We start from the raw sequence: 16,322 nt of genomic DNA, 5'->3' as shown, positions 1-16,322 counted from the left end.
CCTTAACCAATTCGATCGGGTACTTGAAAAAATGCCCGGTCGAAATCCTTAAAGACTGGATCCAGTCCCTTCTTCCTTAACATCTCAGTAAATTCTTCGATCTTTCTAGTATCTTCTATCTCGAATTGTTTTAATTCCTCTCCACCTGAATAACCTCCAGGATCCGTCCTGGATTCGACAGACATATGAGTGATAGGCATTCCTGCGAGATGATTTCTCATACGAATAGATTCTCTTGTGGATTGAACAAGTCCGCTATCAGGTAAAAAAAGTCGAAGTGCAAATAAGAACCGAACGTACTCTCTATCAGAAACAAATATAGCCTTATCAAACTCACCTTCTGCGGGTCTCATGCGAGGAAGAGAGATTTGGATTGTAGTTCTCCAATATTTTTTAGAAAGGTAATATGCATGTTCTCCTAAACGGAACATTTCTCCATACGGATCAGAAAGTCCAAGTAATGCACCGACTCCCATACGTCTGAAACCAGCAAGACCCCCTCTGTCAGGAGCATCCAGTCGGTATCTCATATTCTTTTTCATTCCACGCAGATGATATTTGGAATAGACCTCCGGATCATAAGTCTCCTGGTAGACAACAAGACCTTCGACTCCTTCTCCAATCAATACCTCGTATTTTTCCTGGTCCATAGGATAAATTTCTATGGAGATAGAGTCGAAATAAGATTTTAAGATAGCCATAGCAGATCTCAAATATTCTATATTTGTGATAGAATATTCTTCTCCAGTTAATATTAGAAGATGTCTGATCCCTTTCGAATATAGGACTTCCGACTCGGCCCGGATCTCAGACTCATTTAAAGTTTTTCTGGGAATTTTATTTTCAAAACTGAATCCACAATAAACGCATGAAGATCTGCACTCATTGGAAAGATACATTGGCATATAAAGAGAGATCGTATTTCCAAATCTTTTTTTGGTCCAACCCAGAGCGCACTCTGCCATTTCTTCCAAATAAGGATCGGCTAAAGGATTTAATAAGGATAAATATTCTTCAAAATTAAGTGGTTTTCCGGAATGGGAACTATGAAGTGCTGATTCTATATCTAATTTAGATTTAGATAATACTCTTTCCTTCGCTTCTAAGAAGGAGATTTTATCAAATAACTCCGTGTACATTTCTAGATTCTTCTTCTAAAAATCCAGTAAGAGGACTGGAAGCTGCTGCTTTTTTGGATATGGAATATCCAGAATTGGAATATAATCTGGAAATTCTTCCTGCTTCCGTTGCCAGTTTGAATGCGTATGCAGTTTTTGCGGGATCTTTTGCGATTGCAATTGCAGTATTTACAAGGACCGCATCTGCTCCCAATTCCATTGCTTGCGCGGCGTGAGAAGGAAGACCAAGCCCCGCGTCCACGACAACCGGCACATTAGATTGTTCTATGATAATTTCTAAATTTGCCAAGGTACGGATCCCTTGGTTGGTTCCGATCGGGGAACCTAAAGGCATAACTGTAGCGCATCCTGCTTCTTCCAAATGTTTACATAAAATTGGATCTGCGTTTATATAAGGTAAAACCTTAAATCCTTCTTTAACAAGGATCTTTGCGGCTTTCAAGGTTTCGATCGGGTCAGGAAGAAGGTAAACTGGATCAGGAGTCACTTCTAGTTTTACCCAGTCGCCTCCACCCAGTTCTCTGGAAAGTCTTGCAAGTCGGACAGCTTCTTCTGCGTCTCTTGCGCCACTTGTATTAGGTAAAAGTAATATTTTTTCCCGGTCAATCTTGGTGAGAATATCATCTTCAGTTGAGGACAGATCAACTCTACGCAGAGCAACAGTCACTATATCCGTTTCAGAAGAATGGATTGCTTGTTCCAAAGCAGAGCCAGAAGAGAACTTGCCAGTGCCCAAAAACAGCCTGGATTTGAACCTTCTGCCTGCGATGATTAGATCGTCTGATTCTACCACGATTCCAGATTATACTGCTTCGGTCACTCTTCCAGCAAAATCTCTAGCTTCGTCCAGTCTCAAACTGATAATTTTAGAAATTCCAGGCTCTTCGTTTGTGACTCCGAAAATGGAATTTGCCCTATGTATCGTAGACTGAGCGTGAGTGATTACTACAAACTGAGACTTGTCCTTGAACTTATCCAAGATTTGGCAGAAACGAAGTTTATTCGCCTCGTCGAGTGCAGCATCTATCTCATCCAAGAAACAGAATGGAGAAGGTTTTACCATATAGATCGCAAACAATAGCGCGATTGCAGTTAAGGATTTTTCCCCGCCGGAAAGCAATCTCAAGTTTTGGACATGTTTGCCAGGAGGCTCTGCCATAATCTCGATACCAGCGTTTAGGCTGTCTTCTCCGTCCACGAGTTCAAGCATTGCTTTTCCTCCGTTAAACAGAGTGGAGAATGTTTCCTGGAAATTTTCTCTGATCCTCTCGAATGTTTCTCTGAAAAGTTTTTCAGACTCTTCGTTGATATTTTTCAGGATCTCAGTGATATCATTTTTAGATCTTTCGATATCTTCTTTTTGAGTGCGATGATGTTCGTAGATCTCTTTTACATTCCTATATTCTTCGATAGAAAGAGGATTGATAGAACCGAGCATCTGGATGTCGGACTTCAAACGTTTGAGTTTTGTCTCACTTTCCCCTTTTTCAGGCTTTCTATCTTTGAACTCGTCAGCAAGTTCCTGCTCAGAAATAGAATAATCATTATACAATTCTTCTGAGAAAGATTCCAATTGGACCTTATAAACGGAGACTGCTTTTTCCTTTTCGGTTAAAATTGGGAATAAGTTCTTATAATCTTCTTGGTTTTTCTGGATTTCGTTTTTAAGACCTTGGATCTCTTTTACAATATTACGAAGTGCTTCTTTTTCAGAATCTAAAGCACGGCTCATTTCCAAAAATTCATTGTATCTGTTCTCGATCTGTTGTTCTAGTTCGATCACTTCTTTTTCGAATTCTGTTTTTTTAACACCGAGCGTTTTGATAGATTCTTGAGCTGCTATAATCCTTTTTTGGGTCTCTTCTATCCTTACAGTAAGAGACTTAGCGGATTCTAACTTAGCATTCTTCTCAGAGTTCAACTCCAAGATCCGTTTTTCTAAATATACGATTTTTTCACGGATATTCTCTGCTTCTTCTCGGAGAGATTCAATGGCCAATCCGGATTCTTTGATGGAACGAGTTAGATTTTCGTTCTCTAAGATCAGATCTTCTATCTCTTGGTCTAAACCTTCTTTCTGAGATAAAAATCCATCTCTATCGAATAATAAACTGCGGATACTATCTTCTAAGGAGAAATATTCTCCCAATTGAGATCTGAACTTTTCAGTTTCTAGTTTTCCTGCGAGGTAAGAGAGTTTATTTTTAGTCTCTTCTCCAGTATACGAATCTAAAGCGGTTTTAAGTTCTGTTTCTACAGAATGAATACGATCTGCTTCTCCCAGTAGGAGTTCCTTCAGACGATTTCTTTCTTCTTCTGTGGATTGGGCTTCTTTTTTGCGGGATTCTAATTGAGAGATTAGATCGAAGATAACTTCTTTTAGCCTTTCTCTCAGCTCCACATGTCGTTTGTCATTGGAGAGAATTTTAGTTTCCTTCTCTTGGATAGAAGTATTCTCTGCTTCAATCTTTGCTTCGATCTCAGTTTTGTTTTTACGAAGTTCTTCAATTCCAAGCTCTAAGGATTTACTTTCTCCTTCCAGATCAATTGCGTCTTTTTCGAATTTTTCTTTATCGATCTGTAGAAGACTTTGAGCAGATTCTTCCTTAGTTAAGGACTCTCTAATATCTGAAATACGATCAGAATAATCTAGAATAATACCTTTATTGCTCTCAACCTTGTCCTTTTGGATCTGGGTTTGGGTGAGATGATCCAAAAGTTTTTTGTCAATCTCTGCGACCTTTTTCTCTAAGTCGGACTTATGATGATCTAACTCTTCGATCCTGCCAGTTTCCGCAGAAATTCTTTCAAGTAGGACTACGTTCTTTTCTTTAATTTCTTTTAATTCATTCTCAGAAGTCTCATGCTTCTTAGTCAAAGTAGAAAATTTAATGTAACGGATGATCTTATCAGTCTCATCCAGCTCTTGTTTGAGTTTAAAATACTCTTCTGCCTTCTCTGCTTGTTTTTCCTTAACTTCCATCTCCTTCTTCATTGTATTCATAATGTCTTGGATACGAAGAAGGTTTTGGTTGGTGTCGGAAAGTTTTTTGAGAGCCTCTTGTCTTTCCATTTTGAATCTGGAAATACCTGCGGCCTCTTCGAAGATCAGTCTTCTCTCTTCCGGTTTGGAATGAAGGATACGATCTACCTTTCCTTGTTCCATGATAGAATAACTTGATTTTCCGATACCAGTATCGAGCAGGATCTTTTCAATCTCCTTACGCTGCACACGAGAATCGTTTATTAAATATTCGTTATTTCCATCCGCGTATAATCTGCGGGTCAATTTGATGGTTGGATAATCCATCTTGATAAGTTTGGAAGAATTATCGAAAATTACGCTGACTTCTGCGAAACCCGCAGGCTTACGAGCTTCTGAACCGTGAAAGATGACATCATCCATCTTATCACCGCGAAGACCTTTGGCGGATTTTTCGCCGAAGACCCATTTTAAAGCGTCGACTATATTCGATTTTCCGGAACCATTAGGTCCTACAACTGCGGTAAATCCCGGATCGAGGAGAACTTCTGTCTCGTCCGCAAAGGTCTTGAATCCAACAATATTCAGGCTTTTGAGATACATGTATTTTTGTGTTTCTTTGGGAAATTGATTGCAAGTGACCAGAATCGGGCGGACTCTGGAATGCTTAGGAGTATTATGTCCCACGATCTCCCGGAAAAAACAAGAGAAATATTCGGGAAAAAGCCCTATCTCAGCCTGTATTTCCAAAATCCTCCCACAGAAATGTTGGAGTTCCGACTGGAAGCGGCAAAAAACCAAAATGAGTTCTTTCTCTCCAAAAAAGGGAGAGCATTAGCAAGTTCAGTTTCTCCTTTTACCCAGGCAAAACGACAATTAGATTCGGTTTCCATTCAATCCACAGATCTAGTCGCAGTTTTAGGGCTCGGGAATCCACATTTGATCCGAGAGGTAGAATCCAAATTAGAACCGGGACAAATTTTATTACTCATAGATAAGGACAGGGATCTGCTCTTTCCCCTTTGGGGAGAATGGTTGCAGCCAGTGATGGAAGTCCCAGGAAGACATTTGTTCTTAGGAGAAAATTCACTTTCTCTTCTTTGGAATTATTTGGAATCGCTCCCTGTAGAAAGAGTTTCAGGCATTAGAATCCTCAGGAATGCAGCAAGTGTTTCCTTAGAAGAAATGTTCTATGCAGAAACGGATATAAGACTTCGAAAAATTTTATCTTCTAAGATGAGCGATCTACTTACCAAATTTGAATTCGAAAGAATTTGGGTCAGAAACTCTCTTGTAAACACTGCAAATTTTTTATCACCACCAAGTCCTAGAACTAAAATAGAATCCTTAAAAGAAAAATTTAACGGAACACCTTCCCTACTTGTATCTGCAGGACCAAACTTACGCAGGCAATGTGAATGGATCAAAAGTATCAGAGATAAGGTTTTTGTAATGTCCTGTGATACTTCTCTCAAGGTATTACTCAAATACGGGATCATACCAGATGGAGTAATGACATTAGATGCTCAAACTCATTCTGTATTCCATTTTTTAGGGGAAGATACATCACAAATCCCATTATTTGCAGACTTAGTCAGCTCTCCTCCTATATTAAGAAATCTAAAATTTAGGTCAGTGGTCCATAGTATCACTGCAAAATATTTGGTAGATGCCTCCGGAGAATTAAAAAGAGAAGCAACTGCAGGAAGTTCCAGTGCAGAATCACTCCTCGGCTCAATTGGAGATGTTCAATCCGGTGGAAGTGTTGCAACAACTGCATTCGACTTATTAAGAAGTCTCGGATGTCAACCCTGCTTTTTAGTGGGACAGGATTTGGCTTATTCAGGCAGAGAGATCCATTCTACTGGGACCCATCATAACGAAAAATGGCTTACCTTACTTACTAGAAAAACAAGTTTAGAAAAAATCAATGAAGCAGTAGTTCGAAAAAGGGACACAAGATATGTTCCATCTGTCACTGGCGGAGAAGTATTAACGGATTATGTACTAGACTTATACAGACATTGGTTTGAAGAATCTTCTAATTCCTTGGACTTTCCAGTTTATAATGTAAATACCCAAGGTGCCAAAATAGAAAACGCGAAGAACATAGGACCGGAAGAAGCAACTCAAATCCTAAATGGATTCCAGAACCATCAATACTTCTGGAAAGAATTTCCCGCTTGGAAACCCGAATTGATCCAGGAAATTCTGGTAGGATCTCCTGCAGATTTTAAAAAAGAATTATTAGAAACGATAGATAAGATCAAAAACGAATTTTCTAAACCGGAAAAAAAAGAAGAAGTTTATGCAGATCTACTTTCTCTTTTCAAAAATACATTGGGAAAATGGGAAGACTTAAGATATTTAATCCGAAAAACAGAAGTGTATATTCTCCGCCATAAAGATAAACTAGACGAAGACCGCAAAAAAGAATTATTCTTGGGCGCGATCCTGAAAGAGTTTACTGGTTTAAGAAGAAAGTTACTCGCGGGAGACTAACAGTCTATTTACTTTCTTGCCAGATTTAATAAAATTTGCAAAATACCAAGAAGATTCACACAAGCCTTAGAGTAAATTATTCATGAACGATTACAAACAAGTTTTTTCAGAAGCGATTAGAAATAAGTATTTACTTATCTCTTTTCCACTATTGCTAGGATTTATTTTCTTCATAACTTCCGATATTTTTACTAAAGCTGTTTACGGGGAAGGGAACCTTTACGTTATTCCTTTTGCCCTTTCATTTCCATTACCCTTTATTTTCTTTTATTTAAAGGCACTAATACAATTGACGCTTCACAAAAATCTAGACAGAGAAATTTCTTTTGGAAAGATTTTTGGAATTCTATCAATCTACGCTATTATCTACATTCTACTAAGAATGCTCCTTGGTTCCATATTTACTGGAATAATAAGCATGCTTGTTGTAAATGCGAACTCTGAGTTCATACTGGCCCTGAATTCATTGGCCTCGGATTTCTTTTTTGTATTTTTTCAAGGAGGTGCCGCAATCATTCTCGGGAGCAGAGGAATCAAAGATCTCATATATCATTTCATACTTTTGCTTTCAAATAAAAAGAGTTTTTTACATTTATTCATTCTATTTCTAATACCTGGTATTTTTTTATTATCGAAATCGATCCTAGCTACATCGAATCAATATTTGATACCCTTTGTATTCATAATCCTCACATTCATATATACCATAGGCTTTCTAGTTCTAACAAGGCATTGGCAAAAATTAGAAGCTATTGATGTGATTTCATAAATTATCTAATAGAATTAGAATCTTGCTTTTATAATTCTATTTTCAAATACTATCGATAATGGAAATCCCAGGAAAAGAATTCTATAATAGACTCGATATAGATTCCGTTTTATCAGCGGTAGAAGATGCTGGATTTTCAGTTTCCGGTCATTGCCTAGCATTAAACAGTTTAGAGAATAGAGTCTATGATGTTGGCTTAGAAGAGGGCGGAAGACTTGTAGTAAAATTTTACCGCCCTGCGCGCTGGACTCTTGATCAAATATTAGAAGAACATTCCTTTCTAAAAGAGCTGGAAGAAGGAGAGATCCCAGTTGTAGCTCCTTTACCTTTAGAAAACGGAGTTACCGTCAGAGAAACAAAAGGAATTTATTATACGATCTGGCCGCTCCAAAAAGGAAGATTAGTAGAAGAGCTAAACGAGCAAAATTTAATCCAAGCTGGAAGATTACTCGCGAGGATCCATAATATTGGAGCCTCTAAACCGGCAAGACATAGGGTCGAATATAATCTCAGAAATTTCGGAGAGGAACCACTATGTTTCCTAAAAGAGAAGGAGTTCCTACCCCCACATCTCTGGAAAAGATATGAGGAAGCCGCTAATCGAATTTTTAACTCATTCTCCGAAGCTTCCAAAGATATGCCATTCCATAGGATCCACGGAGATTGCCATAAAGGAAATTTAATACAAACCGCAGACGGGCTCTGCTTTATAGATTTCGACGATTTTGTGACTGGACCTGCAGTTCAGGATTTTTGGATGCTTCTTCCTTTTGGTGACTCAGCGTCTGAATATGAAAGAGAGATCTTCTTGGCTGGCTACAGAGAGTTCAGGGAATTTCGGCACTCTTGGTTCGATTTGGTAGAACCTTTGCGAGGTTTGCGTTATATTCATTATTCTGCATGGATTGCAAAACGTTGGGAAGATCCTTCTTTCCCAAATGCATTTCCTCATTTCGGAACAGAAGAATATTGGGAAAGAGAGACTCAGGACCTGGAAAGATTAGGTTCGGATCTTCCTGTTTCTTCGGAAGAAGATGGTAGGAATTCCTTTGTCAAAACGGAAGAGTCTGAACTTACGAACAAGGATTTCTTTTGGGATATGGAGGATTAGGCTTTCTATTGCGAAATGTTTTTAACAAAATCTAATATTCCTCTCCCCATGTCCTGACAAATTTCATTTATTCTCCTTGGCTCTATTTTGGAGTCATACAATCCAATTTCTTTTTTCTCACCGGCTCCAGTCTCTATCTCATAGTTAAAGTCGTTAAATCTAAAATTTAAAGAGAAAGTATGATCGTTTCCGCTTTTTATTGAGTGTTTATATCCTTTCAATCTTCCTATAAAAATAAAAGATCTAATCTGATCCAATCCTCGTTCGTTTTGATTTACCCAGTCTATGAAACTTATAACATCAGTAAATGATTTCTGGTGCCCTACATAAAAGTTAATAATCGATTCTATTTCAATTTCATGAAAGAATTCATGAAATTTATAAACAGTTTTTTCGAGCTGCTGTAGTAATGGGAATATCGTATTTCTAAATGTGTAAAGTAAATATTGCCCCCCCTTCTTAGCCTTTACAATATCCTTTTTAGATTCTTCAATTTGCTTTAATACAAGTTGAATTTCTTTATCTAAATCGCTCGGTTCTTCAATATTTTCTCCTTTAGCACCTTTTAACATTGTTTCTAAGGATTTTATTAGTTGTTGTCCAATATAGTCAATGAAAGGTTCAAAATCTCCACTATCCGCCTGCTGCAAAGCTCTCAGATAATTCGGCTTATCCTCCACTCGGACAACTACAGGAGGAAATCCATTTTTCATTAGAACTAAATTCATTAAAATGCGAGCAAGTCTGCCATTTCCATCATCGAAAGGGTGGATATTAATGAATTCATAATGTATACGAGATGCAATTATTAACGAATGTAACAAGTCATCTTTCGAGTCTTTTTCATACCTAACCAAAAGAGCTTCTATTTCATCGCGAACTTTAATAGGATCTGTAAAGTAATGAGTTTCCCCAGTTGCAGTTACTACATAATTAGGTAAACTCTTATAGACACCCGGATTTATTCTCCGAACAGTCACATTGCCATTAGCATCTTCTATCCTTTGTTCAAAAGGCTCGACCAATAATAACTTATTCCAAGCTTTCAAAGTGAATTCGGTAAGTTGCGAATTGGATCTAATAAAATCCTCCAACTCATCAATCGCTTTTTTATGACCTTTGATATCTAAATGATCTTTTAAAGGTTTACCAGCCGCAGTAAGACCATGCAATAAAAAAGCCTTTGTCTCTCCGAAAGTAAGTGAATTCCCTTCAATGCTATTCGAGTGAAAATTCCAATCCAAGTGGAATTTTCGCATGATCCGATCAATAATTTCTGGCGGGATGGGTCTTAATTCATCAATTTCAGATCTTAAGTCGTTGATTCGCTGAATCGTTTCGAAAACGGACATATTTATAAAATCGTCATTTCAAAGTGAGAAACAATTATATTTAAACGTTAATACTTCTCTTTTTCAGAGAAACTTCCAAATTTTCATTTCAAAGTATCAATTCAGAATATGCATGATATAAACCGCAAATTCCTCCACCTCCTCCTCCACTTGTCGAAGATACTACAAATTTTCAGGAACTTTGATTTCAAGATTGCCTATCCTCTCCTTTTTTCTCATTTTTGAGATTGACTCTCAAACCTAAAATTAGACATTTGTCACAGTATTGTCAGGAGAAACCCCATGAGCCTAGCCCAAGCATTAAGAGACGGAACCTCCGAATCTCATACCATTGCAGAAAACAACGCATTCATTCGCTGCTTTATGAAAGGAGTACTAGAACCCAAAAGTTACGCCAAACATTTGGAATCTTTTTATTTCGTGTATGCAGCGATGGAAGAAGAGTTGGAAAATAAAAAAGACCATCCAATCGTAGGAAAGATCAGATTCCCAGAATTATACAGAAAAGGGATGATCGAAAAGGATCTGGCACATTTTTTCCAACCAGGACATTCTCCGAAAACTACACCAGCTACAGAAGCCTACGTAAAACATATTAGAGAAACTGCAAATACCTCTCCAGAACTATTAGTAGCTCACAGTTATGTTCGTTATTTAGGAGATCTTTCCGGCGGACAGATCTTAAAAAGAGTAGCTGCTAAAGCTTTAGGGATAGAAGGAACATCAGGTCTGGACTTTTATGAGTTTCCTGAAATTTCCAGTCCCAAAGATTTCAAAGATAAATATAGAACTACTTTAGATTCTCTTTCTCTCTCTGATTCTGAAAAAGAAAAAATAGTTCAAGAGGCTAACGAAGTTTTCAAATTGAACGGAAAAATTTTCGACGAGTTAGAAGAAACCTTGATCACCTCTATAGGCAAAGCCAAATTTGAAGAAGTTTTAGCAAGTCCTGCGAGGCACTGATTTTTGTTAAAAGTATCTGCCAAAAAAGAATCCTCCTCTTTGAGGGCGGATTCTTTTCCCTGGATCACATTATCCTTTATATTTTTAGCAATGCTTCCGGTTACGATGATCGTGCCGGTATATAAAGAGATCATAAAAGATAGATTGGGTGGAACCGGATACGGAGTAGCCTGGTTCCAAAGTTCCGCGATGTTTGGTTCTTTTTTATTTTCACCTTTAGCAGGATGGCTATCGGATAAATTAGGGACCAGAAAAAAATTAATCGGAACTTTTGCTATATTGGATGCGTTTTTGCTCGCCCTTCTCCCGTTTATGCCAAATATCTCTTCACTTTTTGTTTTGAGATTTTTGGAGGGAGGAGCACATATTTTCGTGATAGGTCTGCTTCTCACTTGTATTTCAGATAAGGAGAAGGACCAAACATCTAGTTTTTATAATAAAGGAATTTTATTTGGATTAGGTGGAACACTTCTTACATTAGGAGGAGGAGTCGGACAATCTCTTGGATTTTTAGGGAATAAAAATCCACTACTTCCATTTTTTGTAGGAGGGTTCATTCTTTTAGTTTTGGGAATTCTGTCTTTCTTTCTTTTAGAAGAAGGTAATCTTAAAAGATTAGAATGGGAAGGCTGGCAAAAAACAAAAGCAGCATTATCACTTTCTCCTTTATTACTTGTTCCGATCGCTTTTCATTTTGTAGATCGATTCACTGTAGGTTATTTTTTAAGTTCTTTAAATTTACATTTAAGAGAAGATCTAGGATTTTCTCCGGGCCAAGTAGGTGGGCTTTTCGGAGTTATGTTCCTTCTCATGAGTGTATTATCTCTTCCTGCTGCACTTCTTTCCAGAAGATGGAATTCCATCTCTTTAGTTTGGATCGGTTCTTTCATTTATGGGATCGCGCAAGCAAGCACTGGTTTCTTAAACACTTCTTCAGGGTTATATTTATCTATGATAGCCTGCGGAATTGGTGCAGGGATCATGTATGTGCCTGCGATGAGACTTGCTTCTTCACTTGCACCCAGCGGTTTTAACGCAAGTGTGATGACTGTATTCACTGGACTCGGCTCCCTGGGATTTCTTTTAGGACCTTTGGTTTCCATTTCCGCCCAAGAAACCTTCAGCAGTATATACGACAGGGCCTCCGGCCTTGAATTCACAGGAATTCTATATGGAGCCTTGGAAGTTTTACTGGTTTTAGGAACTCTTCCCCTACTATCTAAAATTTTAGAAAAAGAAAAAAGACTTGATTAATACGACCATTCGGTCGTATTAATTTTGTATGAGAATTAGTGCTGAATCTGCAAAGGAGAAGAGGCATACTCTTATCCTGAAAGGTATTGATCGTTTTCGTAAATTCGGATATTCCGCAACAGGTATCCAAGAAATCGCAGATGAGGCCGAAATCCCAAAGGCCTCCTTTTATAATTATTTCCCAACCAAGCAGGACTTTGCCTCCGAAACCTTGGAATATTATTCCGAAAATGCAATTTTATGGAATGAAAAGATCCTTCAAAAGACAAAGGAAGATCCAATCTTTTCTCTTTTGAATTTATATAAAGAAAGGATTAAACTAGAGAAAAAACTACTGAAAGAAGATGTCTCCTGTTTAGTCAATGTATTCGGTCAGGAGTTGGGACACTCTGAAACTTCCGTACAAAAACCTCTTAAAAAATATTTTGATGCCGCTTTAGAGCAACTTGTAGCCGTCATCCAGAAAGCGAGATCATTCAAAAAATTGAATATTGCTAGCTCGGATAGAGAATTCGCTCTGTTTCTGGAATCCTCCTGGAGAGGAGCTCTACTTGTAGGTAGAGCAATGGGCTCTTTGGAACCCGTTGAGAACTTTTATAAATTTCTAATACAAATTTTGGATCATAAGGAATAGGACATGGAAACTGTAGAAACACAAAAGATCAGAGAAGGCCATAAACATTCTTTAAATGTGAGATGGGACGAGTTAGACGCAAATAGACATGTGAATAATAAAAATTATCAGGGTTATTTGGACGAAGCCAGAATGAGAGCGATGAGAGATTGGGGAGCTCCCATGGAAGAATTTGCAGACAAAGGTTTTGGCCCCGTGATCTTAAATTTGAATCTGAAATTTATAAAAGAGATCTCTTATCCAGAAGAGATTACAATCGAATCAGCTTTGGTTTTAACTTCTCCCACAAGAGCAGTCTTCGAACAGAAAATACTTTTATCGAATGGTAAAATTGCCTGCCAAGCAAACACTGAATGGACTTTATTGGATCTAAATCGAAAACGTCCTGCGAAGTTCATGGAAGTGTTTAAATAGAAAGTTATGTATTTTATAATTAGAGGTTTGCCAAAATTTTAGAAACTACGATATACCGCATTTGGGATAACGTATATTCGATATTTGATAAATCCTAAATTATACATGCCTAAATCGCCACTGACATGATTATTTTCCATTTTTTGCATTACTTTTTATATAAATGATTGAGGTAAAAACTGAATTCTGAACTTAATTCAAAGTAACTCTAACGTCATTCGCTTTCAAAAAGGCGCACCGAGGCATTTCTTTTGAGATATATTAATTGTTGGACCTTACTCTGCATATTTTTACTTAGCTCTTCCGCATATTCAAAAGATACGGACCAAACAACAGAAGGGTATACTGTTTCTAAAATTAGAATTACAAATGTATCCGTAGACTCCGCTACAGCAAATAATGCAATGAGCCTCTCTAATTCTAGAGTGATCAACCAAATGAATACCGGCTCTAATGAATTCGTAAAGCCTAACATTTCAAATTTCCAAGGTCAGGGAATAGAATGGGAAACCGATATCAGGCATAGTAATTTTATTAAAACGAATTATTTCATGTCTTACGCAGATTTAAAATCCGGAAGTAATAAGCTTAATGATATAATGACCCTAAATTCTCAATCAACTATGGGTTTCCCGGTAAATATTACCGATCTATCTTTCAGGACTTATTCCGGCAGTAAGTTAGCCACCTCGAGGGTTGCTTTTCTTACTGATTTTTTCTTCTTCGAAAATTCACCGAATAAATATTTAGAAAATTTAGCTTTTCGTATTGGTGTCGAGGCTTACGGAAACATCTTTACTACTTCTTCAAAACCCTATCCGTATGTCGGAGTTTCCAGTGGAATGCCCTATTCCGGGATAGACGCATTGAATCATGAGAAGATCAAATTTACGGAAACTTTTGGAAACGCAGTAATTGGACTCAATTACAAATTCAACCTATCTCCGGCTTCGAGTTTTGATTTCGGTTTCGAATACTTTAAGAGTTTTGCAAACGATTCCAAATACGAAAATCAATATATCTCTGTGTCTATAATTTCTATTCCGATTGCTTCGAAATCAAGTGGGCTCGTAAAAAGTGAGTTAGAAGGTTTCCGAGCATCTTTAGGATATAAATACGTTATCAATGAAATTTCCTTTCTTAGAATTTCGTTCGCATACCAAGATTCTATGCAAAGAGTTAAGGAAGCAGATGTACCATCTACTGGGGGCTTATCAATTTCAAGCGATGTATCGCAATTATTATTTTCATTCGCTCCACCTATGGGTCCTTTCCCGAACTCAAGAGATACCAGATCTCAAATCGGGTTAGAATTCGGATATAAATATTAAGAACGGGGTTATATCAATTTTGGTACTACGAAAATTAAATGGATCGCCTCAAAATTTCAAAAGAAAGAGAGCAGAATGAATCTCAGAAAAAATTTGTCCTACATTAGAATATATTTTGTAACTCTAATATTATTCTTTTTAAATGTTTCGATTATAAATTGTGCATCTGCTCCAGCATATAAGGACGTAAATGCATCCGTTAAATATCTATTAAACGATGCGGAACGGTTAATCCAGGAAAAAAAATACGGAGAAGCTTCTGAATCCTTGCGAGCAGTTTTCAGGATCTATCCTGAAGACGCAAAAGCAGAACTTTTGTGGGATAAATTGCCTGAAATCTGGCAAAGAAGAACCAAATACGACAATGCATTGGGACCAGGTCTTTCCAGAAGATCCCCAGAAGAGAGCGGTTTTTTCGAAAGATTGGCATGGTATATTCCGGATCGTTTATTAGATTTGTTTGATATATATAGTGTTAACGTAATGGTCGGCCCCCAAATTGGTGCAAGCGTTTGGTATACTCGCGCTATTCAAACAACTTTATATGCGGGAAAGACAGTATCCTTCGGCTGGTCTCAGAAAAGAAACTTGGGAATTTCAGAAGAATCTTCGGCTGAATATGCATTTTTTGGATTTGGAGGAGCCGCAATCCATGGACGAAGGATCGGAACTGGAAGAAGAGCATATGCCGGAACTTGGGACGGTTTTTTTGTACATATGCCAAGCAACCCTCTTTACGTAAATTATAGGGACTATTGGAGTGCTGGAAGTAAAGTAGGATTGGTCTTAATTGGAGCCGAAGTTGAAGTTCATTATACTGAGCTTGCAGACTTTTTGGCGGGATTCTTCCTTGTGGACTTTATGGAAGATGATTTTGCTACAACTAATTCTATTCGTTTCAATCGAGAACAAGAAGATCATTTATATAGAGTGATCAATGCCGCCGATAGATATAACGAAAGACAGATGAATGAGTTCCGAAACGCTTTCCCTGAATCTGAAAAAATACAGGAAACCGAAAATCAGGATTTTCAGATCATAGTGCCAAAGGGAAAAAATAAAAAGCCGAATTAAATCAATATCTAATCTTAATAGCAAAAGAAAGGGACTCGAATTATATAGAATGATCAGCATGGTAATTCGATCCTTTCTTTTACTTACTATCATATTCTCTAATTATGGATGTATTTATAGGTCCATGACGTCCTTTCCTACCCCTTCGAAACAGATCCAATACGATTCGATAAAACCCGTAAGACTTCTGGTCTTTTTAGCAGGAGATAGATGCACAGAGATTTGTCGCAAGGGAGATAAATCAGCGGACTGCGCAGAAAATGTTAATATGTGCAAGTCATGGATAAAGGACTGGATGCCAGCAGACTTTGCATCCGAAGGCGGGGTTACTTCTGTATTTAAGTATTACCCTCCTAGAAAAAAAAGGTTTATACAACAAATTTCGAATATTGCAACCGAGTTATGTAAGACCGAAAAAAGCCTAAATTGTTTTTACGATTCACCTGACCCATCGGACGATCAAAATTATTCTTCTACCGTAACCATTAAAATCGGAGGTTTCTCGCGGAGAATACATTGGTCCTTATATTTATCTTCTTTTTCTCTTCTGCTATTCCCCGGATTTTTTAAGGAAGAATGGGACTTGGAAATTTCAAGGACAGATCTAAAAAATCGGATCGAGCAAATACATATCCCTGTAACCGAGATCAAACATTGGTTCGGATGGCCTTTTCTATTTTGGGGATCCGCTTTTGCGATCTCTGATGAAAAAGTTCTTAGTGAAATTATAGAATATTCCGTTCTCAATAATACTTCTCCAAGCCAATAAAAGATTTTAAGCTCATTCCAAGTTCTA

The 16,322-nt window shown here is 37.7% G+C and carries 14 protein-coding genes; 10 read left to right on the top strand and 4 right to left on the bottom strand.

Annotation, left to right across the window (positions count from 1 at the left end):
* Positions 1–2 precede the first annotated feature (2 nt).
* The 3 genes from thiH to EHQ52_RS13755 are packed head-to-tail and all read right to left on the bottom strand — an operon-like array spanning position 3 to position 4,725.
* On the bottom strand, positions 3–1,139 hold the full coding sequence (gene thiH / locus EHQ52_RS13765; protein WP_135615788.1) for a 2-iminoacetate synthase ThiH: 1,137 nt from the start codon (positions 1,137–1,139) through the stop codon (positions 3–5).
* Positions 1,120–1,932 carry a thiazole synthase gene (locus EHQ52_RS13760; RefSeq protein ID WP_135615787.1) on the bottom strand — a complete coding sequence of 271 codons (813 nt, stop codon included), beginning with the start codon at positions 1,930–1,932 and terminating at the stop codon, positions 1,120–1,122. Before EHQ52_RS13760 ends, thiH begins: the two co-directional genes overlap by 20 nt.
* A 9-nt stretch (positions 1,933–1,941) precedes the next feature.
* Positions 1,942–4,725, bottom strand: a complete 2,784-nt coding sequence (locus tag EHQ52_RS13755) for a chromosome segregation SMC family protein (protein ID WP_135615786.1) — start codon at positions 4,723–4,725, stop codon at positions 1,942–1,944.
* Between the two features lie 75 nt (positions 4,726–4,800).
* On the opposite strand from EHQ52_RS13755, the gene EHQ52_RS13750 reads away from it, so the two are divergent.
* The 3 genes from EHQ52_RS13750 (at position 4,801) to EHQ52_RS13740 (ending at position 8,504) form a co-directional block, all read left to right on the top strand.
* A complete protein-coding gene (locus EHQ52_RS13750; protein WP_135615785.1) occupies positions 4,801–6,624 on the top strand; it encodes a motility associated factor glycosyltransferase family protein in 1,824 nt (607 codons plus the stop codon).
* 82 nt (positions 6,625–6,706) lie between these two features.
* On the top strand, positions 6,707–7,393 hold the full coding sequence (locus EHQ52_RS13745) for a hypothetical protein (RefSeq protein WP_135615784.1): 687 nt from the start codon (positions 6,707–6,709) through the stop codon (positions 7,391–7,393).
* 58 nt (positions 7,394–7,451) lie between these two features.
* Entirely contained in the window at positions 7,452–8,504 is a 1,053-nt protein-coding gene (locus tag EHQ52_RS13740) for a serine/threonine protein kinase (protein WP_135615783.1), read from the top strand.
* A 5-nt stretch (positions 8,505–8,509) separates the two neighbouring features.
* Here EHQ52_RS13740 and EHQ52_RS13735 read toward each other — a convergent pair whose 3' ends face one another.
* Positions 8,510–9,856 (bottom strand): Fic family protein, encoded by a 1,347-nt coding sequence (locus EHQ52_RS13735; protein WP_135615782.1) that lies wholly within the window; start codon positions 9,854–9,856, stop codon positions 8,510–8,512.
* A gap of 282 nt (positions 9,857–10,138) precedes the next feature.
* Between EHQ52_RS13735 and EHQ52_RS13730 the strand changes: the two genes are divergently transcribed.
* The 7 genes from EHQ52_RS13730 (at position 10,139) to EHQ52_RS13700 (ending at position 16,295) form a co-directional block, all read left to right on the top strand.
* A complete protein-coding gene (locus tag EHQ52_RS13730) occupies positions 10,139–10,819 on the top strand; it encodes a biliverdin-producing heme oxygenase (protein WP_135615781.1) in 681 nt (226 codons plus the stop codon).
* 3 nt (positions 10,820–10,822) lie between these two features.
* Positions 10,823–12,073, top strand: coding sequence for an MFS transporter (locus EHQ52_RS13725; RefSeq protein WP_135615780.1), 1,251 nt, complete (start codon positions 10,823–10,825; stop codon positions 12,071–12,073).
* 28 nt (positions 12,074–12,101) lie between these two features.
* Entirely contained in the window at positions 12,102–12,707 is a 606-nt protein-coding gene (locus tag EHQ52_RS13720; RefSeq protein ID WP_135615779.1) for a TetR/AcrR family transcriptional regulator, read from the top strand.
* A gap of 3 nt (positions 12,708–12,710) precedes the next feature.
* A complete protein-coding gene (locus EHQ52_RS13715) occupies positions 12,711–13,121 on the top strand; it encodes an acyl-CoA thioesterase (protein WP_135615778.1) in 411 nt (136 codons plus the stop codon).
* A gap of 251 nt (positions 13,122–13,372) precedes the next feature.
* Positions 13,373–14,452, top strand: coding sequence for a hypothetical protein (locus EHQ52_RS13710; protein WP_135615777.1), 1,080 nt, complete (start codon positions 13,373–13,375; stop codon positions 14,450–14,452).
* Between the two features lie 75 nt (positions 14,453–14,527).
* Entirely contained in the window at positions 14,528–15,526 is a 999-nt protein-coding gene (locus EHQ52_RS13705) for an outer membrane protein assembly factor BamD (RefSeq protein WP_135615776.1), read from the top strand.
* 49 nt (positions 15,527–15,575) lie between these two features.
* Positions 15,576–16,295 (top strand): hypothetical protein, encoded by a 720-nt coding sequence (locus EHQ52_RS13700; protein ID WP_135615775.1) that lies wholly within the window; start codon positions 15,576–15,578, stop codon positions 16,293–16,295.
* Positions 16,296–16,322: the final 27 nt, after the last annotated feature.

Source organism: Leptospira koniambonensis, from assembly GCF_004769555.1.
In the GTDB taxonomy this organism is placed as follows: Bacteria; Spirochaetota; Leptospiria; order Leptospirales; family Leptospiraceae; genus Leptospira_B; species Leptospira_B koniambonensis.
This window is presented reverse-complemented; position numbering and strand designations above follow the sequence as displayed.